The 21,939-nt window shown below is 73.3% G+C and carries 21 protein-coding genes; 8 read left to right on the top strand and 13 right to left on the bottom strand.

Features of this window, described 5'->3' with window-relative positions; all coding sequences use genetic code 11:
* Window positions 1-36: 36 nt before the first annotated feature.
* Together SKED_RS17880 and SKED_RS17885 are read right to left on the bottom strand one after the other, a co-directional pair.
* On the bottom strand, window positions 37-1,380 hold the full coding sequence (locus tag SKED_RS17880) for an MFS transporter (protein ID WP_012868592.1): 1,344 nt from the start codon (window positions 1,378-1,380) through the stop codon (window positions 37-39).
* Complete coding sequence (locus SKED_RS17885) at window positions 1,377-1,670, bottom strand: LacI family DNA-binding transcriptional regulator (RefSeq protein WP_245534589.1); 294 nt, start codon at window positions 1,668-1,670, stop codon at window positions 1,377-1,379. Before SKED_RS17885 ends, SKED_RS17880 begins: the two co-directional genes overlap by 4 nt.
* Window positions 1,671-1,698: 28 nt before the next feature.
* Here SKED_RS17885 and SKED_RS17890 point away from each other — a divergent pair, with 28 nt between their 5' ends.
* A complete protein-coding gene (locus SKED_RS17890; RefSeq protein WP_012868594.1) occupies window positions 1,699-2,739 on the top strand; it encodes a LacI family DNA-binding transcriptional regulator in 1,041 nt (346 codons plus the stop codon).
* A 36-nt stretch (window positions 2,740-2,775) separates the two neighbouring features.
* Here the strand turns inward: SKED_RS17890 and SKED_RS17895 are convergent, their stop codons facing one another.
* From SKED_RS17895 to map, 3 genes are all read right to left on the bottom strand, one after another.
* Complete coding sequence (locus SKED_RS17895; RefSeq protein WP_012868595.1) at window positions 2,776-3,426, bottom strand: hypothetical protein; 651 nt, start codon at window positions 3,424-3,426, stop codon at window positions 2,776-2,778.
* A 211-nt stretch (window positions 3,427-3,637) separates the two neighbouring features.
* Window positions 3,638-4,129, bottom strand: a complete 492-nt coding sequence (locus SKED_RS17900) for a DoxX family protein (RefSeq protein WP_012868596.1) — start codon at window positions 4,127-4,129, stop codon at window positions 3,638-3,640.
* Window positions 4,130-4,175: 46 nt separating this feature from the next.
* Window positions 4,176-4,946, bottom strand: coding sequence for a type I methionyl aminopeptidase (gene map, locus SKED_RS17905; RefSeq protein WP_012868597.1), 771 nt, complete (start codon window positions 4,944-4,946; stop codon window positions 4,176-4,178).
* A 115-nt stretch (window positions 4,947-5,061) separates the two neighbouring features.
* On the opposite strand from map, the gene SKED_RS17910 reads away from it, so the two are divergent.
* Window positions 5,062-5,340 (top strand): helix-turn-helix domain-containing protein, encoded by a 279-nt coding sequence (locus tag SKED_RS17910; protein ID WP_012868598.1) that lies wholly within the window; start codon window positions 5,062-5,064, stop codon window positions 5,338-5,340.
* A gap of 65 nt (window positions 5,341-5,405) precedes the next feature.
* On the opposite strand, the gene rpmF is transcribed toward SKED_RS17910, so the two are convergent.
* From rpmF to rpmB, 6 genes are all read right to left on the bottom strand, one after another.
* The gene (gene rpmF, locus SKED_RS17915; RefSeq protein ID WP_012868599.1) at window positions 5,406-5,591 is read right to left on the bottom strand and encodes a 50S ribosomal protein L32; all 186 of its coding nucleotides are present in this window, start codon (window positions 5,589-5,591) and stop codon (window positions 5,406-5,408) included.
* Window positions 5,591-5,713, bottom strand: a complete 123-nt coding sequence (gene ykgO / locus SKED_RS17920) for a type B 50S ribosomal protein L36 (RefSeq protein ID WP_012868600.1) — start codon at window positions 5,711-5,713, stop codon at window positions 5,591-5,593. The genes rpmF and ykgO overlap by 1 nt, the downstream gene beginning before the upstream one ends.
* Window positions 5,710-6,027, bottom strand: a complete 318-nt coding sequence (locus SKED_RS17925) for a type B 50S ribosomal protein L31 (protein WP_012868601.1) — start codon at window positions 6,025-6,027, stop codon at window positions 5,710-5,712. The genes ykgO and SKED_RS17925 overlap by 4 nt, the downstream gene beginning before the upstream one ends.
* A gap of 109 nt (window positions 6,028-6,136) precedes the next feature.
* A complete protein-coding gene (gene rpsN, locus SKED_RS17930) occupies window positions 6,137-6,442 on the bottom strand; it encodes a 30S ribosomal protein S14 (RefSeq protein WP_012868602.1) in 306 nt (101 codons plus the stop codon).
* Between the two features lies 1 nt (window position 6,443).
* A complete protein-coding gene (gene rpmG, locus SKED_RS17935) occupies window positions 6,444-6,614 on the bottom strand; it encodes a 50S ribosomal protein L33 (protein ID WP_012868603.1) in 171 nt (56 codons plus the stop codon).
* A gap of 9 nt (window positions 6,615-6,623) precedes the next feature.
* Complete coding sequence (gene rpmB / locus SKED_RS17940) at window positions 6,624-6,860, bottom strand: 50S ribosomal protein L28 (RefSeq protein WP_012868604.1); 237 nt, start codon at window positions 6,858-6,860, stop codon at window positions 6,624-6,626.
* Between the two features lie 150 nt (window positions 6,861-7,010).
* On the opposite strand from rpmB, the gene SKED_RS17945 reads away from it, so the two are divergent.
* Window positions 7,011-8,120, top strand: coding sequence for a CobW family GTP-binding protein (locus SKED_RS17945; protein ID WP_012868605.1), 1,110 nt, complete (start codon window positions 7,011-7,013; stop codon window positions 8,118-8,120).
* Here the strand turns inward: SKED_RS17945 and SKED_RS17950 are convergent.
* Window positions 8,026-9,036 (bottom strand): DMT family transporter, encoded by a 1,011-nt coding sequence (locus SKED_RS17950; protein WP_012868606.1) that lies wholly within the window; start codon window positions 9,034-9,036, stop codon window positions 8,026-8,028. The two genes, SKED_RS17945 and SKED_RS17950, sit on opposite strands and share 95 nt — an antisense overlap.
* A gap of 72 nt (window positions 9,037-9,108) precedes the next feature.
* On the opposite strand from SKED_RS17950, the gene SKED_RS17955 reads away from it, so the two are divergent.
* The 3 genes from SKED_RS17955 to SKED_RS17965 all read left to right on the top strand — a co-directional run bounded on the left by SKED_RS17955 (window position 9,109) and on the right by SKED_RS17965 (window position 13,865).
* Window positions 9,109-10,032 (top strand): LysR family transcriptional regulator, encoded by a 924-nt coding sequence (locus tag SKED_RS17955; RefSeq protein WP_012868607.1) that lies wholly within the window; start codon window positions 9,109-9,111, stop codon window positions 10,030-10,032.
* A 93-nt stretch (window positions 10,033-10,125) separates the two neighbouring features.
* Window positions 10,126-11,100, top strand: a complete 975-nt coding sequence (locus SKED_RS17960; RefSeq protein ID WP_012868608.1) for a glycoside hydrolase family 43 protein — start codon at window positions 10,126-10,128, stop codon at window positions 11,098-11,100.
* A 224-nt stretch (window positions 11,101-11,324) separates the two neighbouring features.
* Complete coding sequence (locus SKED_RS17965; protein WP_012868609.1) at window positions 11,325-13,865, top strand: LuxR C-terminal-related transcriptional regulator; 2,541 nt, start codon at window positions 11,325-11,327, stop codon at window positions 13,863-13,865.
* Here SKED_RS17965 and SKED_RS17970 read toward each other — a convergent pair.
* Window positions 13,862-14,881 (bottom strand): hypothetical protein, encoded by a 1,020-nt coding sequence (locus SKED_RS17970; RefSeq protein ID WP_012868610.1) that lies wholly within the window; start codon window positions 14,879-14,881, stop codon window positions 13,862-13,864. The two genes, SKED_RS17965 and SKED_RS17970, sit on opposite strands and share 4 nt — an antisense overlap.
* A gap of 251 nt (window positions 14,882-15,132) precedes the next feature.
* On the opposite strand from SKED_RS17970, the gene SKED_RS17975 reads away from it, so the two are divergent.
* Window positions 15,133-20,991, top strand: a complete 5,859-nt coding sequence (locus SKED_RS17975; RefSeq protein WP_143755837.1) for a DUF5979 domain-containing protein — start codon at window positions 15,133-15,135, stop codon at window positions 20,989-20,991.
* A gap of 97 nt (window positions 20,992-21,088) precedes the next feature.
* The gene (locus tag SKED_RS17980) at window positions 21,089-21,937 is read left to right on the top strand and encodes an SDR family oxidoreductase (RefSeq protein ID WP_012868612.1); all 849 of its coding nucleotides are present in this window, start codon (window positions 21,089-21,091) and stop codon (window positions 21,935-21,937) included.
* Window positions 21,938-21,939: the final 2 nt, after the last annotated feature.

The raw sequence follows: 21,939 nt of genomic DNA on the forward strand, positions 1-21,939 counted from the left end.
ATCGCACGCCGACGACCGGTCCACACCTCGCCTCGCTCACGCCGGTGGCGACGACTCTCCCGCCGGCTCGGCGGCCGGCTCGTCCGCAGGCTCGAGAGGCTCGGCGGGCCCTGCAGGCTGACGGGTCGAGAGCACCTGGGCGAACACGACGACGAGCAGGCCGGCCAGCGGCAGCACGAGCAGGCCGACGCGCAGCGAGCTCGCGTCGGCGACGGCCCCGACGAGCGGGGGCGCCCCGAGGAACCCGAGCCGCAGCAGCCAGCCGACGATCGTCAGTCCGGTGCCGGGGGCGAAGCCGGGCAGCTGGTCGGCGGCGTGCATGGCCGCCGGGATGAGCGTCGCGACGCCGAACCCTGCCAGCCCGAAGCCGACGATCGTCCCCACGGTCGAGGGGAAGGCGAGCGCCGCGCCGGTGCCCACGAAGACGATGACGCCACCGGTGCGCGCCACGGCGCGCTGGCCGAACCTGTCGACCAGGCGGTCGCCCAGGAGGCGCCCGACGAACTGCATGCCCTGGAGGGAGATGAAGCCGAGGCTCGCCACGAAGGCCGTCGTCCCGAAGGTGCCCGTGAGGTAGATGGCCGCCCAGGAGCTGCCGGCGTCCTCGACCACGCCACCCGCGGCGGCGATGACCACGAGGGCGAGCAGGATGCCCCAGCGCAGCGCGAAGGACATGGAGACCTGCGGCGCGGGCTTCGCCGTCGAGGGGGCGTCAGCCACCTGGTCGGCTCCGGGCAACGCGCTCACCGGGTCTGCCTCGACGTCGCGAGGCTCCGGGCCGCGCAGCAGCCAGCGGTAGGCGAGGAGCGCCGCGACCGCGAAGAGCCCCGCAGAGATCACCATGTGGACCGTCGTCGAGACACCGGCCTCGGCGATCGCCGCGCCCATGATGCCGCCGGACACGGCCCCGATGCTCCACACCGCGTGGAAGGAGTTGAGGATCGAGCGGCGGTAGAGGCGCTGCACCCACAGGCCGTGCGAGTTCTGCGCGACGTCGGTGATCGCGTCCATCGCTCCGGCGATGAACAGACCGACAGCGAGGACAGCCCACGCCGGAGCGGCACCGGCGATGATGAGGCTCAACCCGAGCATCATCGTCCCGGTCACCGCGACGCGCGCCGAGCCGAAGCGCCGGATGAGCGCGCCGGCCGAGAGGCCGGCGACGAGCGCACCGAGCGGCATGGCCGCCACGGCCGCCCCGAAGGCCCCGTTCGTCAGGTCGAGGCTGGCCTTGATCTCCGGGTACCTCGGGAGCAGGTTGGCGAAGATCGCCCCGTTGGTGAAGAACAGGACGGCGACGGCGACCCTCGCCCGGCGGACGGCGACGTCGGGGACGGTGCGCGGCGAGGGGGTGGCCCCTGCGGCGGTACGTGAGCTCACGAGGTCGAGCCTAGCGAGGAGGAGCGCTTCAGACGTGCGAGGTTCTGCGCGGCGACGTCCGGGGTGTACCCGAGCTCGGCGATGCTGCGCGTCACCTGGGCCCGCGTCCCGGGGTTCACGTGCGTCGACCCGTTGATCACCCGGGACACGGTCTGGGCCGACACCCCGGCGGCTGCGGCGACGTCCCGGATGGTCGCCCGTCGTGCTGTCTCGTGGGACATCGTCGTCTCTCCGTCGTCGTGCGTGGAGGCCTGCTCGAAGACCTCGCGGATCCCCTCGTGAACGTTCACGGTCTCACGCTAGCACTACCCTGGGGACGTGCCCAGACCCCGGACGACGACCATCCTCGACGTCGCGCGCGACGCCGGGGTCTCCCGCCAGACGGTCACGCGGGCGCTCAACGACATGCCCGGCATCGCCCCGGCGACCCGCGACCGCGTCGTGGCAGCAGCCCGGGCCCTGGGCTACCGCCCCAACCGCGCCGCCCAGAGCCTCGTCAAGGGGGCGGGCACCACGGTCGGGCTGCTCGTCGAGAGCCTGCGCAACCCCTACTACTCCGAGCTCGCCTCCGAGCTGAGCCGCGCCGCCGCCGCACGCGGCTGGGGCCTCATCCTCTGCGACGTCGGCTACGGCTCCGACCGGGACGCCCGCCTCTCTCCCCTGCTTCGCCGCGTCGACGCCCTCGTCGGCTGCCTGCCCGCGGGCGCCACCGCCGACGTCGACGTGCCCTTCGTCGCGATCGACAACCCGGACGAGACCGTCGGCGACGCGACCGTCTGGATCGACCACGAGGTGGGCGTCCGCGCAGCCCTCCAGCACCTCGTCGCGACCGGCCGCCGGCACGTCGCGATGATCGACTCCGGTCCCGAGCCGTCGACCCGCTGCCTCGCCTACCGGGCGTTCCTAGCCGAGGCCGGTCTGGCGTGGAGCGAGCGGTCCGAGGTGCGGGTCGAGGAGTCGCACGACGGCGGCATCGCCGCAGCCGTGGAGCTGCTCGACCGCGACCTCGCGATGGACGCCGTGCTCGCCTTCAACGACGTGCTCGCCGTCGGCGCGATGAAGGGCATGGCGCAGGCCGGTCGACGCGTGCCGGACGACGTGGCCGTGGTCGGCATGGACGGCCTCGACCTCGGCGGGCTCGTCACCCCCGAGCTCACGACGGCCGCGACCGACCGCGGGGTCATCGCGACCGCAGCGCTCGAGCTCGTCGACGCGCTGCTGGTCGGCGGCGAGGAACGCCCGGGCGGGCCGGCTGAGAGCGCGGGCCGGTCCGAGGCCCCTGGCCCCCCGGAGACCTCGGCCGCGGCACGACCGAGGAGGACGATCGTGCCGCACCTCGTGGTGCGGGCGTCGGCGTAGCGCCCACGTCTGGACGTCGATCGGCAGGGCAGGGGCTCAGCGTGGTCCGCCGACGGAGCACCTGCGCTCCTTGGCATCGGCTGCTGCGACGAGCAGGCACAGGTCCTGCCTCACGGGACGGGCGTCTTCCTCCTGCCGCGTGCGGATCAGCAGGTAGAACATGTCCATGTCGCCAGGCGTCTCGCCGTACGCGGCGAGCGAGACGGTCGCCGAGCCCACCCGATCATCGTCGCGGGCCACCTCGAAGACGTCGACCGCGAGGTCGAGGTCAGGACCAGCCGTGTCGGTGAGGACGAGCTCCAGGTCGTCGACCAGGAGCGTGACGTCGAGGCGCAGGCCCAGCTCCGCTGCGGCCGTCGACTGCGCGAGCGCTCGAGCGGCCAGGTCGTCGACCCGACCCTCGTCCGGGTCGACGACGACCGTGACGCTGGCGAGCTGACGCTCCAGCTTCGCGGTGTCGCCGTCGACCACCTGCACGTCAGGCCAGCCGACCCGCACCACGCCCGGCCAGGCGGCGGCGTCGCGCGCGAAGTCGGCCGCGAGACGCCTGTTCTGGTAGGCCTCGCCCCAGTCCCTGAGGTCTCTGACCCCCTGCACCCGCGCCCACACCTGGTCGTAGAAGAACCCGGGACGCTGGTGCTCGCTCACCCGGATCACCACGACGGTCAGTGCGACGACGAGGAGCACGGCCCATCGCCTCGACAGGCGCCGTCGCCTCGGAGCCTTCGGCCGCCCGTCGACGGGCACATCTCCCCCTGGAGTACTCACGGGCCGAGGCTACCCAGGCCAGCCGCCGGCGGTGTGGGCATCGTGGGGTGGGCTCGTAGACGATCCCCCGCACCAGCAACGCGACGCAGAAGCCCTGTCCGTCCACCAGGTCGGCTGGTGAGGACCAGCCTCAGCCCTCGCGTGTCGCCGACCGTCCTGCCGCGAGCGCCCAGGCGAGGAGCGGGAGCTGGAAGGGCAGGCGCGCCCAGGCCGCGATCTCCTTGGCGTCCGGGCGCTCGGCGCCCGAGCGGATGCGCGACCGGCGGGCGCGGAGCGCCGCGGTGATGTTGCCGGGGAAGACCGTGACGACGAGCACGGCCGTCGCCAGAGACCCTGCGCGACGGGTGGCGGGCAGCGCGAGGGCTGCGGCGCAGCCGAGCTCGGCGATGCCGGAGCCGATGGTCCAGGGCCGTGGCCTGCCGAGCACCTTCGGGATGAGGCGGTCGTAGGGGCCGGGCTTGGCGAGGTGCAGGACGCCGGTCGCGGCGAGGGTCGCCGCGAGCGACAGGGCGGGCGCGGCGCTCGGCGCCTTCGGGGCTGCTGCAGCCTCGCCCCCGGTGCGGTCGCGACGGAGGCGGCGGACGACGCGGGCGGCGATGACGAGCTGCAGTGGCCTGGGCATGCTCTTCACCCTAGGTGCGGTCGGCCCGGCCCGCCCCTGCACGCTCCTACCGCGGCAGCGTGAGGATCTCGGCGCCGTGCTCGGTGATCGCGACGGTGTGCTCGGTGTGGGCGGTCCGGGCGCCGGTGGCCGAGCGCAGGGTCCAGCCGTCGGCGTCGGTGACGAGCACGTCGGTGTCGGCCATGACCCAGGGCTCGAGGGCGAGCAGCAGGCCGGGGCGCAGCGTGAAGCCGCGGCCGGGGCGGCCGGTGTTCACGACGTGCGGGTCCTGGTGCATGGTCGAGCCGATGCCGTGGCCGCCGAACTCGGTGTTGACCGGGTACCCGGCCTCCTCGAGGACGGTGCCGATGGCGTGGGAGATGTCGCCGATGCGCGCCCCCGGGTTCGCTGCGGCGATGCCGGCGGCCAGCGCCCGCTCGGTCGCGTCGATGAGCGCGAGGCTCTCGGCGGGCTGCGTCTGGCCGACCACGAAGCTGATGGCGGCGTCGGCGGCGATCCCGTCGAGGATCACCGCGAGGTCGAGGGTGAGCAGGTCGCCGTCGGCGAGGGTGTAGTCGTGCGGCATGCCGTGCAGCACGGCGTCGTTGACGGCGGTGCAGATGTAGTGGCCGAAGGGTCCGCGCCCGAACGACGGTGCGTAGTCGACGTAGCAGGAGACGGCGCCAGCCCCGAGGATCATCTCCTTGGCCCACCGGTCGATGTCGAGGAGGTTGGTGCCGACCGTGCTGCGTCCCTTGAGGGTGTGCAGGATGTGGCCGACGAGCGCGCCGGTCTCCCGGCCTCGGGCGACCTCGGCGGGGGTGAGGATCTCGATCATGCGGTGTCCTTCGTGTGCTTCTCGGCGCGGTGGGCGCTGGGGCTGTCGACACGGTCGTCGGACCGTCGCCCAATAACTATACCGGCCAGAGTATCCCGGTATTACTATCGGGACCATGGTCAGACTCCCGCTCACCCCCGACGAGATCGAGCGCGGGCAGCGCCTGGGCGCGCTGCTGCGGCGCGCCCGCGGGGACCGTTCGATGCTGACGACCGCGCTCGATGCAGGCGTCTCGCCCGAGACGCTCCGCAAGATCGAGTCCGGCCGCGTCGCCACGCCGGCCTTCCCGACCATCGCCGCGATCGCCGACGTGCTCGGCCTGTCCCTCGACGAGGTGTGGGCGCAGATCCGCCCCACGAGCGACGCCGGCCTGGCCGAGGCCAGACCGGCGTAGCAGTCGCGTCGCACGGTTCGGCGCGACAGGCTGCGCGCACAGCGCCGAGACCGACGACCCCGCTCTCAGCGCAGGCGTGAGAGCGTCTCCGGGTCGACGAGACCACGGTGCACGGCCTTGACCAGGACGCGCGGGACCTCGACGGTCCGGCCGTCGACCTGGATCGGGACGAGCGCGACGGGCGTCGTCTTCCACTGCGACCGGCGGGACCGGGTGCTGGATCGCGACATCTTCCGCTTCGGGACGGCCATCAGCCCTGCCTGCCCTTCCAGCGCGGGTTCTTCTTGTTGATGACGTAGGTCTTGCCGCGGCGCCGGACGACGATCGAGCCGTCCTTGTTCTTGAGCGAGCGCAGCGACGCACGGACCTTCATCGGGCGGCCTCGTCAGACGCGGCCGCCGGGGCGGTGGCGGTGGCAGGCTCGGCCTGCGCGGCAGCAGCCCCGGTCTGGCCGTAGCGGCGACGGAACTTCTCGACGCGACCCGCGGTGTCGACCACGCGGGCGTTGCCCGTGTAGAAGGGGTGGCTCGCGCTCGAGACCTCGACGTCGACGACGGGGTAGGTGTTCCCGTCCTCCCACACGACGGTGGCCGCGGGGGTCGCGGTCGAGCGCGTGAGGAAGGCGAAGTCGGCCGAGGCGTCTCGGTAGACCACGGGGTGGTAGTCGGGGTGGATCCCGCTCTTCATGGTGACGCTCCTGTGCTGGCCCGGAGGCCTGAGGGTTCGACGGTGGTTCGAGGTGGTGCGGTGGTGGTCCGGGGACGGTGCGTGACCGGGGCGCAGGCTCCGCCGCGGCTCACCAGCTGGACTTGGTGACCCCGGGGAGCTCGCCGCGGTGCGCCATCTCGCGCAGCCGGATGCGTGAGAGCCCGAACGCGCGGTGGTAGCCGCGCGGGCGACCGTCGACGACGTCGCGGTTGCGCAGCCGGGTGGCGCTGGCGTCGCGCGGCTGGCGGGCCAGCTCGTCGACGGCGGCGGCACGCTCTCCGGCCGGGGTGCTCGGGGACGCGATGGTCTGCTTGAGCTCGGCACGACGCTCGGCGTAGCGCTCGACGACGGCGCGACGCTGGTGGTTCTTGGCGACCTTGCTGGTCTTGGCCATGTCAGCGCTCCTCTCGGAAGTCGACGTGCCGGCGGACGACGGGGTCGTACTTGGCCAGCACGAGGCGGTCGGGGCTGTTGCGACGGTTCTTGGTCGTCACGTAGGTGAAGCCGGTGCCCGCCGTCGAGCGGAGCTTGATGACGGGTCGAAGGTCGACGCGCTTTCCTGCCACTGGGGCCTCCTAGATCTTCTCGCCGCGGGCGAGGATGCGGGCAGCGACGACGTCGATGCCGAGCTTGTCGATGGTCTTGAGCCCACGGGCGCTGACCCGCAGGGTGACGTGGCGCCCGAGCGACGGGACCCAGAACCTCTTCTTCTGGATGTTCGGGTTGAACCGGCGCTTGGTGCGCACGTGCGAGTGGGAGATCGTGTGCCCGAATCCGGGCTGGGTGCCAAGGACCTGGCAGACGGCTGACATGGGTCTTCTTCCGACGGGGTGGGACGACCCGGCGACTATACGTATTGATAATCATTATCGTCAAGGGGTATCGTCACGGCAGATCCTCGGCGCACGCCAGCAGCACCCCGGCGGCGCCGACGCACCTCCCCACCCTGACCGGAGACACCCATGGCACAGATCCCCCTGTCCCTGCTCACCACGATCGACCCGGTCGTCCGCGAGACCGCGATCTTCGCGCTGCTCGTCGACTCCCCGCGCACCGTCGTGCTGCGCCACGACATCCACGCCGCCGAGGGACACCTGCGGCGCGCCGTCATCACCCAGGACGGCACCGTCGAGGACGAGCGCCACGACCTCGAGCACGCCTGCCTGAGCTGCGCCGTCCGCGAGGACGCCCTCCCCACGCTGCGCCGCCTCGCGACCGACGGACGGTGGGACGACATCGTCCTCGCCCTGCCCGTCTCCGCCGACTCCCTGCCCGTGAGCATCGCCCTCGACGCCGCGACCCACCCCGGCTCCGAGCTCGACATGGTGCGCCTCGCGACCGTCGCCACCGCCGTCGACGTCGACGAGGCCGAGGAGGACCTGCTGGGCATCGACTCCGTCGCCGAGCGGGGCATCGGGCTCACCGAGGACGACGAGCGCGCCGTCGGCGAGGTGCTCGCCGGTCACCTCGCCCACGCCGACCTCGTCGTCACCGCGAGCTCGGGCAGCACGCACCGCGGGCTCTCGGCCCGCTGCGGCGACGAGCTCGTCGACCACCTGCGCGCCCCCGACTCCCGGCGCATCGACGGACTGCACGAGCTCAGCGCGCACCGGCTCACCTGCGCCGAGCACGACGCCCTCGCCGCTCAGCGCCGCTGCAACCCCCTCCACGCCCACGCGCACTCCTGGGAGAGCGCGCACGCGTGGAGCCTCGAGCTGCGATCCGACCGGCCGATGCACCCCGAGCGCCTGCTCGACCGCATCGAGGAGCTCGGCACCGGGCGCGTCCGCAGCCGCGGTGTCTTCTGGCTGCCCAACCGCCCCGACACCGTCTGCCAGTGGGACGGCGCCGGCGGCCAGCTCTACCTCGGGCAGCTCGGCGTGTGGGAGCGCCAGGCGCCCCACACCCGCCTCGTGTTCACCGGCGTCGCCCGCGGCGAGCGCGCCCGCCTGCGCGCCGTGTTCGACGACGTGCTCCTCACGGACGCGGAGCTGGCAGACGGCGGTGCCGTGTGGCTCGGGCGCGAGGACGTGCTCGCGCCGTGGTTGGGAGAGCGGTCCGAGGCGGGGTGAGGCTAGGGGGCGTGATGGCCCCGGTCTCCAGGCGGTGCCGCCGCTCGACGGCCTGCCCGGCGTAGCTCGCGGCGATGATCAGGGCCGCGCCGCACGCGCCGAGCGGTCCGATCACCTCGCCGGCGACCACGACCCCGACGAGCAGCGCCCAGACCGGCTCGGTCCCCATGAGGATGCTCGCGCGCGACGCCGAGGTCCGCCGCACCGCCCAGAGCTGCACGACGAAGGCGAAGACGGAGCACAGCAGACCCAGGAAGAGGACGCCTGCCCACCCCAACGTGTCCAGCCGTGCCGCAGCGGACGGCAGACCCGGTCCGGCCATCACCGTGAACACAGCGGCGCAGACGACCATCTGGACGAGCACCACGCTCGACGACCCTTCGGTGCGGCCTCGGGTCAGGTGCGCGCTGGCCGTGACGTGGAGCGCCCGCACCGCGGCGGCGGCGACCACGAGCCCGTCCCCGGCCGTCGGCTGACGCAACCCGCCCTCCGAGACGAGGAGCGCGACGCCGACGACGGCAGCGACTGCCGCGACGAAGTACGCCCGGGGCAGCCACGAGCGCGAGGCGATTCCCTCGAGGACAGGGGTCATCACCAGCGCCAGGCTGATCAGCAGCCCGGCGTTGGTCGCCGTCGTCAGGTGCACGCCCCACGTCTCGAGGCCGATGACCGCAGCCTGCGTGCAGCCGAGGACGACGGCGACCAGCAGACCTCGCGCCCGTGGGAGGGGCTCCCGTCGGGCGAGGCAGAGGACGGCGGTCGCGACCGCCGCGACGAGGAAGCGGAGAGCGACGGCTGCAGGGACACCCGTTTCCGCGGCGAGGTCCTTGGCCGCGAGGAAGCTGGCCCCCCACACCGCGGCGACCCCGAGCAGGAGCAGGTCGACGAGCGGTCCGCGGCTGGCACGAGAGGTCATGGCGCTAGTATCCGGAGCACCGATGCGGAAGAACAACGGCCAGTTTCTTGATCGACCCTTAAGGAAGACCTCATGGATCCGGCGCAGCTCCGTCTCCTGCGCGACCTCGGCGACCGCGGCAGCGTCGCCGCCGTCGCGGCCGCGACGCACGTCAGCGCGTCAGCCGTGTCGCAGCGGCTCGCCGCGCTGCAGGCCCGCGTGCCTGTCCCGCTGACCGTCAAGGACGGACGACGGCTCGTGCTCACCGAGGCCGGGGAGGCGCTCGCGGTCGCGGCGACGCGTGTGGAGCAGGCGCTCGCCGAGGCCCAGGACGCCGTCGGGCTGTTCCTCGGGCAGGAGGAGCGACCGGTCCGCGTGTCGGCTTTTCACAGCGCGGGGCTCGCGTTCTTCGGGCCGCTGCTCGCCGAGCTGGGGACAGGCCCGCGGGTCTCCCTCGCCGACGCCGACGTCGCCCGCGGGCAGTTCGCCGGCCTCACCGCCGACTACGACCTCGTCGTCGCGCACCGTCTCGCCCACGACCCGGTGTGGCCGTCCCGGCGGGTGGTCGTCACACCGCTCCTGGTGGAGCCGCTCGACATCGCCCTGCCTGCGGCGCACCCGCTCGCCGCGTCCCCGGCGGTCCGGCCCGAGCAGCTGCGCGACGAGCGATGGATCTCCACGCACGAGGGCTTCCCGCTCGCCGGGGTCCTCGCCCACCTGGGTGCCCTGATCGGCCAGGCCCCGCAGGTCGACCACCGCATCAACGAGTTCTCCGTCGCCGCCCAGGTGGTCCGCGCCGGCGCCGGCATCGCCGTGATGCCGCGGACCACCGCCGCGCCGCTGGCGGTCGACGGGATGGTCCTGCGCCCGATCGTCGGCGTCCCCCTCGCGCGCCACGTCGACGTCCTGGCCCGCCCGGACGCTCTCGCGCTCACCCCGGTCCGCACGGTGCTCGCAGCGCTCCAAGCAGTCGCAGCCACCTCGGTCGAGCAGAGCAGCCGGTCCCTGCCGGGCTGAGCCTCGCTCGTGGGACAGGCCGTCGTCCGCCCACCCAGCGCCGGTAGGGTCGTGCGCATCCGCTGCACGACGACGTCCAGAACAGGATCACGCATGCCCGACGAGCCCTACGCCGCCTTCCTCCTCACCTACTTCACCGGGGAGACCTACCCGGACGGCGAGCAGGTGCGGTTCGCCGTGAGCCGCGGCGCGGACCCGCTGCGGTGGGACACCCTCGCGGGAGCACGCCCCGTGCTCACCTCCGACCTCGGGACCGGTGGGGTGCGCGACCCCTTCCTCGTCCGCCGCCCGTCGGGCGACGGCTTCTACCTCGTCGCCACCGACCTGCGCATCCACGCGAGCCAGGACTGGATGGAGTGCCAGCGCTCCGGCAGCCGGTCGCTCGTGGTCTGGGAGTCGCCCGACCTCGTCACGTGGAGCGAGCCGTGGCTCGCCGAGGTCGCACCGCCGACGGCGGGGAACGTGTGGGCGCCCGAGGTCACCTGGCACGAGGAGTCGTCGAGCTACGCCGTGTACTGGGCGTCGATGCTCTACCCGGACGACGACCCGGAGCACCAGGGCGACAGCTACAACCGGATGCTCGTCGCCCGCACCACCGACTTCCGGGAGTTCACCCCGGCCGAGGTGTGGGCCGACCCCGGGCACTCCGTCATCGACTCGACCGTCATCGAGCACGACGGGACCTTCTACAGGTTCAGCAAGGACGAGCGCGAGGCACCGACCCCCGGCCTGGACGGCAAGTCCGTGCTGCTCGAGCGGTCCGACGACCTGCTGAGCACCGACTGGGAGTACGTCACCGGCGCGATCGGCATGTCGACCGACCCCGAGGTCGGCATCCGGCAGGGCGAGGGCCCGACGGTCACCAAGGCTCTCGACCGCGAGCGCTGGTACCTGTTCATCGACGAGTACGGCATGCGCGGCTACGTGCCCTTCGAGACCGACGACCTCGACGGCGGCACCTGGACCAAGAGCGCCGACGCGGACCTCCCCACCGACCCCCGCCACGGCTCCATCGTCCCGATCACCGCGTCAGAGCGCGCCCGCCTCGTCGCCACCTACGGCACCTGACCCGCACCCCATGCCCCGGGCGCGACGGCGGAGCCCTCCCCGGAGGGTCTGACCCTCGCGCCCCGGGCATGGGGGCGGGGGCTTTCTGGTACAGATGTACCGGTCGTCCGCTGTGTCGGGTGAAAGATCTGTCGCCCGCGTCATACCCTCCGTCCTCGCTGGTCACGGCTCATATGATCGATGATTCCGCTGACGAGTCGCTGTCGAAGGACGTGGTCGCCCCCATGAGCCGTGAGAAGCCGCGCTGGAGCGCACCTCCACGGGTCCCGACGCACCTCGTCCCCAAGCCCGACGTCTACGACACCCTCGAGACCGGCAGCGCCGTCACGGTGCTGCGCGCACCCCAGGGCTACGGCAAGTCCGCGCACGTCAGCGAGTGGCTGCGCCGGACCGGGCACCCCGCCGTCTGGATGACGGCCCGCCCCACGGACGTCGCCGACGAGTTCTGGGCCTCGCTGCTCGAGCTGCTCGTCCACGCCGGGGTCGCCGACGCGTCCGCGGGCGCGAACGAGGCTGCCGAGCCGGCAGCTGCCGTGCGTGACGCGCTCACCCGCTGGCCGACCCCCTTCGTGCTCGTCGTCGACCAGCTCGAGGCCGTCCGGGCCGCGCGCGTCGACACCGCGCTCGCGCAGATGGTCCGTGCGTCGCCCGCGGTGCGGCTCGTGCTGTGCAGCCACATCTCGAGCGACCCCGAGCACCTGGCCCGCCTCGGCATGGACACGGTCTTCGTGGAGGGGCAGGCCCTCGCGCTGACGCACCCCGAGGTCGCCCGCCTGGCCATCTCCCTCGACGCGGTGGTCGCCGACGGCGTCGTCCGCGACCTCTGCCACGACCTGTGGGGCTGGCCGGCGCCGATCCGCGGTCTCCTCGCGAGCTCCGTCGGCTCGGGCGAGGTCCCCCGCGCCGACTGGTCCACCCTCGGGTCGCTGTTCGGCAACCGCTCCATCGAGGGGTCCACGGGCTCGCTGTTCGTGGTGCGCACCACCGTGGTCGAGGAGCTCACCGTCGAGCTCGCACGCTCGCTCTCGGGGACCGAGACGGCCGGGCACCTCCTGGCGACCCTCGAGGCCGCCGGCCTGGCCCGCTCACGCCCGAGCCCCCAGGGGCGCGTCTACACGTACATGCCGCTGCTGCGCTCGCTGTCGACCACCTCGGAGTGGACCCAGGTCTCGGAGCTCGTGACCGACGCGCACCGCACGGCGGCGCAGGTCCTCGCCGACACCCCCGAGCGCGCCCTCCACCACGCCGTCTCGGCGCGAGACTGGGAGCGGGTCGTGGAGATCGCCGACGCGTCCTGGGTGCACCTGGTCATGACCGACCCGGCCGCCCTCGCCGACGCGCTGTCCCGGCTGCCCGGTCGATGGTTCCAGCGGATGCCGCGGCTCGTCACCGTCCGGGACGTCCTGCTGGAGGACCGCAACGACACGATCGTCGCGCTCAGCGTCCCGTGGCCCGACCCGGACGAGGTCGTCGAGGAGTCGGCGCTGCGCGACGTCGTCGGTGTCGCCGTCGGCCAGATCGTGGCCGCCCGCCGTGCCCGCAGGCCCGACCTCGCCGGCGACCTCGCGACCCGGATGGTCGCGGCGCTGCGCGACAGCGACGGCCACTACCGCGCCGGCACCGAGGACCTCCTGCCGTTCCTGCTGCTGCACGCGGGCGTGGCCCAGCTCGTGGCAGGCGACCTGCAGGCGGCGACCGACGACCTCCTGGCCTGCCTGTGGGCGGGGACGGGCAGCGACCTCGAGTTCGTGGCCCGCAACGCCGCCGAGACCGTCGCGCTGCTCGACGCGGTGCGCGGGTCGAACCAGAGGGCGCGGGAGCACCTCGCGACCGCCGCGACCCTCACCGCACCGCCGCGGAAGATCGCGACCACCATGGACCTGGTCGCGCCGGTCGCCGAGGCGCTGCTCGCGATCGACCGCCTCGACCTCCACGCCGCCGAGCAGCACCTCGAGGACCTGCCGGCCCCCGGGATCGTCGAGTACCAGCGGCATGCCGCCTGGTACGTGCTCGACCTGGCCCGCGCCATGGTCCGGTCGCTGCAGGGCGACCTGGACGGCGCGATGGGCACCCTCGAGGACGCGGTGGTCTCGGCCGGCTCACGGCTCACCGTGCCGTCGCTCGCCCACACCGTCCTCACGTCGGCGCACGCCCGCCTGCTCGCGGTGGCGGGCAACCCGACGCGCGCGCAGAACCTCCTGGCCGCGCACCCCTCGCTCCACGACGACGCCGTGCTGCGCGCCCGGCTGTCGCTCAGCGCGGGCGACCCCGTGGCCGCCGTCGAGATCTGCACGACCGCGCTGTGGCGTGACTCGTCAGGCCCGCGCGAGCGCGTCTCGGTGCTGCTCGTCGACATGGAGGCCCGGGACGCCCTCGGCGACGCCCCGGGCGCGGCGTCTGCGCTGCGCCGGGCCGTCCAGACCTCGCGGGCAGGGCTGCTGCAGCCCTTCGCCCTCACCGACCGTGCCCTGCTCGAACGGGTCGCCGAGCAGGTCCCCGAGGCCGCAGAGGTCCTCGCCCTGCTGCGGGCCGCGTCGCTGCCCGAGCACTCCGTGCAGGACGTGCCGGTGGTCGAGCTGTCCGAGCGCGAGGTCGCGGTGCTCCGTGAGCTCGAGACCACGGCGTCCGTCGAGGTCCTGGCCCGGCACCTGTTCGTCTCGGCGAACACCGTGAAGTCCCAGCTGCGGTCGCTCTACCGCAAGCTGGGCGCGACCAGCCGCGGCGCCGCCCTCGCCGAGGGCGCGCGGCTGGGGTACCTCACCTAGGCGTCCGTCGCGGGACCGCCGGTGTCCCACCAGTCGAGCACGCGCAGCGCGTGCAGCGTCAGCCACCGCGACGGCTCGCCCGCGGGTACGTCGACCTCGAACCACACCCGACCGGGGTGGCGCCGTCCCTGGAGCCAGGTGCCGTCCGGCTGCCGGGCGGCCCGCACGACCTCGACGGCCTCGGCGACCCGCGGGTCGGGCGGGCGGGCGTCGTGCAGCGACGCGGCGCGCAGGTGGTCGGCCGCGGCGAGCACGCTGTAGAAGGACCGGACCGGGTAGGCGAGCTCCGTCACCCACGGGGCGAGCTGCTCTCCGGTCGACAGCCGGAACATCAGGCGTCGGGCGAGCAGGTACTCCTCCCCCGCGTGACGCGCCGCCCGCAGGGCTGACGTGAGGGACGACGACGTCCCCGGGCCGCCGTGCGCCTCGACCGTCGTCTCGTAGCCCAGCAGACCCCGGACCGAGGCCAGCGTCGACCGCACCGACGAGCGCACGGACCCCTCGACCCACTCGCAGTTCCACCCGCCGTCCGTCATGCGGTGCTCGAGGAACCACCGGGCGACCTGCGAGACGTCCGCCCCCAGCCACGCGCCGTTCGCGAGCGTCATGGCGTTGATGCACGCGTCGACCTCGCCGCCCCAGTACGGCAGGTCGTCGTACTCCCAGCGGCAGACCGCGTCGAGCCGCTGCGCCGTGCCCTCGAGGGCTGCCGCGTCGACCCCCCACTCGTGCAGCGAGGTGAGCGACCACGTGGTCGCGGTCCATGGCTGACCGGCGTCCGGCGCCGTCTCCGGGCCGTGAAAGTCGAAGCCAGCCGGGAAGAACGCGCCGCCGGCCCAGCGCCCGTCGTCGTCCTGGAGGCTCAGGAGCCGGGCACCGAAGCCCTCGGTCGCGACCCGCGCCCGGGTGGCCTGCCACACGTCGTCGTCGGCTCCCAGCAGGTCGCGCTCGACCTGCCAGCGGAGGGCAGGGTCGGAGTCGAGCAGCCACGCGCGGAGGTCGTCGTCGAGCACCATGGCTCGACGCTACCCGTGGGCGCGCACGACGTCACGGGGAGCGTCACGGGAGCCAGGCGCCTACGTCGTCGAGCTGCCCGTCGAGACGTCGGCGGGGGGCAAGGGGATGAGGGGGGTCTCACCCCGGCATTCACCCGGACGCAGACCGGATCCAGAGGTCGCGCTGGTGCGATGGCAGCGTGCCGCATCCTGCGCGGCGCCGATCCGCCTCAGCCGGCCGACTCAGCCGGCAACAGCCCCCGGAGCCTGCCATGCCGAACCCCGCCCTGCCCGTGCCCGGACTCACCGTCCGCCCCACGCACGACAGGAGGGGGCGACGACGAGCCCGCACCGTCGCCGTGTCGCTCATGCTGGCGCTCGTCGGGATCACCCTCCCGCCCGTCACCGCGGTCGCCGCCGACGAGCCCGCCCCGGTCGTCGTGACGACGCCCGCTGCCCCTGAGGACGCGACCACCCCAGCCGCAGGCGACGACGCCGCGGCCACGGAGGGCTCGGAGGGCACCGAGGGCGCAGCACCCTCCGAGGACCTCCCGGCGGACGACGACGCAACCGACACCGAGGGCACCGAGGGCACCGCCGCAGACGGCACCGCCGACACCACGGGCACCGACGAGGCGCCCGCCCCGCAGCGACGTGACGTCGGTGCGCTCGCCGTCGACGACTCCGACGTGGCGATCACCAAGACGAACGACGTCGACGGCCCGCTCACCCCGGGCACCGAGTTCGTCTACGAGATCACCGCGCAGTGCTCCGGCCTCACGGTCGACTGCGTCAACGCGACCGTGACCGACGTGCTGCCCGAGGGCCTGGAGTGGACCAGCCTGCCGACGAGCTCGTCGACCTACGAGGTCGACTTCGACCCGGCGACGCGCACCCTCGTCATCACCTTCGTCGCGCCGCTGCAGGAGCCGGCCGGCGAGAAGGGCCTCGGTGCGGGCACCGCGGTCAACCTCGAGATCGGCATGCGCCTCCCGGCAGACACCCCGGTGCTCGACGGCACGGTGATCTCCAACAGCGCCACCATCGTCGCCGACAACGCGCTCACGCAGGAGGACACCTCCGACCTCACGGTCTCCGTCCCCCGTGTCGTGCGCCCCGTCGCCACCAAGAGCTGGGCCGGCCCCGCGAACATCGCCGGCAACAAGACCACCAGCACCATCACGCTGGGTGTGCGGAACAGCTCGTCGAGCTCCACGTCGATCACCGAGCTGAGCATCACCGACAGCACCCCGGCGACCTTCGAGCACTTCGACCTCACCTCGGCGACCCTCGTCGCACTGCCCGCCGGCGCCACGAACGCCCAGCTGTTCGTGACGGTCGGTGGCCTCGAGGTCCCCGCCGGCTCCCTCAGCGCGCCCGGTGCCTTCACCCTCCCGGACGGGGTCGACGCCGCCGACGTCACCGGCGTCCGCGTCGCCTTCGACGCGGCCGGTGCCCCGCTCCCCTACGACGCGACCGGCGGCACCGTCGAGCTCGGCATGGTCCTGCGCGACACGCTCCGCTCGACCGACGAGCCGCTCAAGCCCGCCAGCCGGCTGAACGTGGAGAACTGCGCCGTCCCCGGCGCGGTCGACGACGTCGACGGCACCCCCGTCGCGGCAGAGGGCACCCCCGCCTGCGCACCGACGCGCATCCTGCCGGACACGGTGGTGGTCGGCGCGGACAAGGCGTACTTCGCCGACACGAACGGGGACTTCGTCCGCTCCGACCTCGAGGAGTTCGCCGTCTTCGGCAAGAGCTCCCCCGTGAGCGCCATCGTCACCGCCACCAACCTCTCGCCCTTCGAGATCGGCACGCTCACCATCCAGGACCCGCACCCGGGCCTGGCCAGCGACCGCTTCGACCTGCTCGACGTCACCACCGTCCGGGTCGAGCTCCCGCAGGGCGCCACGAGCGCGGTCCTCGTGGTCACCTACGACGACGGCTCCGAGGTCGAGAAGACCTTCAGCGCCGACGGTGACCGCCCGGTGGCCGTCGACGGTCTCCGGGTCGCCGGCGTGACCGTCACCTTCACCGGGGTCGACGCCGACGGGGCAGCGACCATCGCCGAGAACGCAGCGGGTCGGCTCAAGCTGCACGGCACGCTCAACGACCTCGTGACGCGGGAGAACCTCCCGGACGGGCTCACCCGCAACTGCGCCGCGGTCACGAGCCCGGCCATCGCCGCCGACGCGACCGGTGCTGGCGCGGCCGAGGCCTGTGCCGACCTCGTCGTCGAGGACCCCGACCCCGTGCTGAACGGCGTCAAGACCGTCGGCCAGACGAGCGTCCCGCTCGGCCAGCCGATCCCCTTCGCGCTGCAGGCCGCCAACAACGGCAACGTGGTGCTGGTCAACCCCTCCATCGTCGACCCAGCCACCGACGCCGACGGCGTGCCCGTCAGCGGCGCGGCCAACCCCTTCACCGCGCTCCGTCTCACCGGCGCGACCGTCGACAGGTCCCCAGGCACCCCTGCCGTCGCGCTCGAGGTCTACGACCCCGACGCCGCGCAGTGGGTCGCCTACGCCGGGGCGTCCGCCGAGCTCCTCGAGCGCGTCACCGGGGTCCGCGCCCGCATGCTCGGTGAGCTCACGCAGAACAGGTCCTTCACGCTGCACCTGACCACCGAGCGCCGCGACGACACCGTCGACGGCGTCGAGATCACCAACTGCTACACCCCCACCGCCGACGGCTACGTGGGCACCGCGGCCTGCTCCCCGAACATCCGCACCGAGCCCGCCGCGGCCGGCGGCAGCATCAACAAGCTCATCGACCCGGGCACCCTGCCGCGCTGGGTCCCGGGCCTCGCCCAGCAGACCGCCGTGGTCCAGCTGACCGCCAAGAACTCCGGCAACATGAGCATGAGCATGCTCGAGCTGACCGACGCCGACGCGGACTTCTTCGACGCCATGGACCTCGTCGGGTTCCCGACGAACGGCCTGACGATGCCCGCCGGCGCCGACCGCGCCCAGGTCGACGCCCTCGTCGACGGCACGTGGGTCACCGGCGTCCCCCGCGGGAGCCGGACCGCCGTGCTCCCGGCCGGCGTCACCGCGTCGACCGTCACCGGGCTGCGCATCACCTTCACTTCGACGAGCGACGTCAACGACGGGTACACGCTCACGCCGTGCGCACCCACCGCCGACTGCGGCGGCACGGTGAGGTTCACCGTCAGCCCCCGTCAGCACCCGCGCAGCGACGCGGCCGGGGAGATCCCGACCGAGCACGCCAACACGGTGAGCGCGCGCTACCGCACGCTCCTCAACACCGTCGACGGCGACCCGAGCGACGTCCCGCCGGTCTCGGCGACCCTGGACCTCGTCGAGGGCACCTCGCAGCTCGCCGTCTCCAAGACGCCGAGCTCGTCGATCCGCCCCGGTGAGACGGCCCCGTTCCGGCTCACCGTGACGAACACGGGGCAGTCGAACATCGCCGACCTCGTGGTCAAGGACCTCCTGCCCGTCGGGCTCGAGCTCGACGAGACCTTCGTCGGCGACGGCGGCCAGCCCTTCAAGGTCGTCAGCACGGTCGTGCCCGACGGCACGCCCCCCGTGCCGAGCCCGGTCTTCACCACGACCCTCGACGGCGAGCGCACCGCCGGCCTCGAGTGGGACTTCTCGACCGGCGCCGACGGCCAGCCGTGGCTGCTCGCACCGAGCGCCCGGCTCACCGTCGAGATCCAGGTCCGGCTCGAGCCGGGCGTCGTCACCGGCCAGGTGGTCACCAACACCATGGGGGCGACCGGGACGGCTCCGTCCTTCCAGTGCGCCGGCACGTCGCAGACGGACGGCGCCTTCGGCGAGGGCACCTACTGCACGGCGAGCGCCGGGGTGACCGTCGTGGGTGGCGCGTCGTTCAGCGCCCGCAAGTGGGTCGCCGGCACCGTCGACCTCGGCTGGTACAACACCCGGACGCGGACGAACGTCGAGGTGGGCGGACCGCAGTGCCCGTCGCGCGTCGGCCCTGACAGCGTCCTGTACACCGCGTTCCCGTGCATCGCCCTCGTCAACCCGGGCGACGACTTCCAGTACCTGCTGCGCCTGGTCAACGCCGGGACCGAGTCCACCACCAACATGCGGGTCGTCGACCGGTTCCCGGTCGAGGGTGACACCGGCGTGACCATCAACCGCCAGCGCGGCACGCAGTGGACCACGCGCCCGGCGCTGGCCACGGAGCCGGTGCTCAGCGGGCCGGGCGTCATGACCACCCGGTACACGAACGCCAGCACCATCTGCACGGCCGACCTCGCCATGGGCGGGGCCGGTTCGAACGCCGCACGCTGCGCCCCCGGAGACTGGGACGCCCCGTTCTCCCGCGACGTGACCGCGGCGTCCATGGACGTCGTGTTCCCGACCCCGCTGGTCCCCGGTGCCGCCGTCGACATCACCTTCTCGATGTCCTCACCGGTCGACGCGACCGAGGTCGCGACCCCGACCGTCGCGTGGAACTCCTTCGCGCACGCCGAGACGACCCTGCGCGGCGGCAACCCGAACGTGCTCCCCGCCACCGAGCCCATCCAGGTCGGCGTCGGCCTCATGTTCGGCCAGATCGAGATCACCAAGGAGATCGGCGAGAACCCGTACGACCTCCCGCTCGACGCCGTGTCCTTCGACGTCCAGGTGCAGTGCACCATCGACCCGGTCGGCGGCGACGTCCGGACGGTCCGCGACGAGGTCTACAGCGTCTCGGTGGACAGCCCGCTGACCGTGAGCGGCATCCCCTCGGGAGCCGAGTGCCGCGTGTGGGAGCTCGACGCCCACGGCGCCAGCGGTGACGCGACCGAGACCGACCCGGTCGTCGTGACCATCCCGGCCGACGCCTCGGGCGTGGCCAGCTCGACGACCGTGACGATCACCAACGACTTCTCGACCACGAGCCTCGCGCTCGTCAAGGACGTCGTCGGACGGGCCGGCCTGCACGCGCAGACCACCTACCCCGCCTCGGTCACCTGCACCTACGACGGTGCCGTGGTCACGGGCTTCCCGCAGGCCGTGACCATCAGCTCGGTCGAGCAGACGCTCGTCGACGTGCCGTCGGGAGCCGAGTGCTCGGTCGTGGAGACCAACCCGGGCGGTGCCAGCAAGGTCACGTACGGCGCCGGGACGGACGTCTCCGAGCCGACCCCGACCGTCGCGGGCGAGACCGCCACGCTGCAGGTCGTCAACGAGTTCCGCGCCGGGTCGCTCGTCGTCGCCAAGGACTTCACCGGTCCTGGTGCCGAGGGCCTCACCTACGGTCCCTTCGTCTTCTCGGTGGTGTGCTCGCTCGACGGGCGCGCCGACGCCGTGACGACCGAGATCGTCGTCGAGGGCGACGGTGCGGGCACCACGCTCTACTCCGAGCCCCTCGAGGGTCTGCCCGTGGGCGCCGAGTGCGTGGTCTCCGAGACGGGCACCGGCGGCGCCGACACGACCCCGGCACCGGTCACGGTGACCATCCCGGACGTCGTCGACGACGTCGAGCAGACCGTCGTGGCCGGGTTCACGAACGTCTTCTCGGCGGCGACCCTCGACCTCACCAAGCTGGTCGACGGTGACGCCGCAGAGTCCGAGGCCGTGCTCGGCTCGGTGTTCACCGTGCTGGTCACCTGCCAGGTCGAGGCGACGGACGGCACACGCCTCACGCTGCTGGGGGCGTCTGCCGAGATCATGGGCGGCGAGACCCTCCGCCTGGTCGACGCCGACGGCTCCGACGTGCTGCTGCCGAACGGCACACGCTGCTTCGCGGCCGAGACCGAGACCGGTGGTGCGACGGCCGTGACCATCGAGGCGGACTCCTACGAGACCGCCGTGGTGGTCGGCGCGAGCGACGAGGTGCAGGAGATCGGCCTGACGGTCGTCAACACGTTCACGACGCCCCCGCCGCCCGTCGACCCGGGCACCGTCGACCCGACCGACCCCGCGACGCCGGGTGAGCCCGGTGAGCCAGCCGAGGCCGGGACCGACCCGAGCACCGACGGGGCCGTCCCGCCCGCCGACGCCGAGGCCGGCAGCGGGTCCGGCGGCCTGCCGGTGACCGGTGCAGACGTCGTCTGGGTCAGCGCCCTCGCGCTGCTCCTGCTCGGCGCCGGAGCGGTCCTCGTGGTCCGCCGCCGCCAGACGGCGGAGACCGACGGGGCGCACCGGGGGTGACCCTCGCGCGGGGCGCGACCAGCGCCCCGCGCGACGTGGCTCGCGGGACCGGGCAGACTCGAGGGGAGACCGTCAGCCCCTGCACGAGGAGGACCCCATGCCCAGCACCATCGCCGTGACCGGTGCGACCGGAGCCGTCGGTGGTGCCGTCGCCCACCTGCTCTCCGAGGCGGGGATCGCGCCGCGGCTCGTGGTCCGCTCCCCCGAGCGTGCGCCGTCGCTCCCCGACGCCGAGGTGGTCCAGGCGACCTACCGCGACGGCGCCGCGGCGGAGGCCGCGCTGGCAGGGGTGGACGTGCTCTTCATGGTGTCGGCGTCCGAGAGCAGCGACCGGGTCGACGAGCACCGGTCCTTCATCGACGCCGCAGCCCGCGCCGGGGTGCAGCACGTGGTCTACACGTCGTTCCTCGGGGCTGCGCCGGACGCCGTCTTCACGCTCGCCCGGGACCACTGGTTCACGGAGGAGCACCTGCGCGCCTCCGGCATGGGGCACACGATCCTGCGGGACTCGTTCTACCTCGACTTCCTGCCGATGCTCGCGGGGGAGGACGGCGTGATCCGCGGACCGGCCGGCCAGGGGCGTCTGGCTGCCGTGGCCCGCGAGGACGTGGCCCGCTCCGCGGCCGTGGTGCTCCAGGACCCGGCGGCGCACGCCGGGCAGACCTACGAGATCACGGGCCGCGAGGCGCTCACCGTCCCCGAGGCCATCGAGGTGATCCGCGAGGTCACCGGGCGCGGGCTGCGGTACGTCGACGAGACCGTCCCGGAGGCCTACGAGTCACGTCGCGTCTACGGCGCGCCGGACTGGGAGGTGCACGCCTGGGTGTCCACGTACACCGCGATCGCGCAGGGCCAGCTCGCCACGATCACCGACACGGTCGAGCGCCTCACCGGGCGCCCGCCGCTCACCCTCCGCGAGCTGCTGAGCCAGAGCCGGGCAGCCTGACG

This window comes from Sanguibacter keddieii DSM 10542 (assembly GCF_000024925.1).
In the GTDB taxonomy this organism is placed as follows: domain Bacteria; phylum Actinomycetota; class Actinomycetes; order Actinomycetales; family Cellulomonadaceae; genus Sanguibacter; species Sanguibacter keddieii.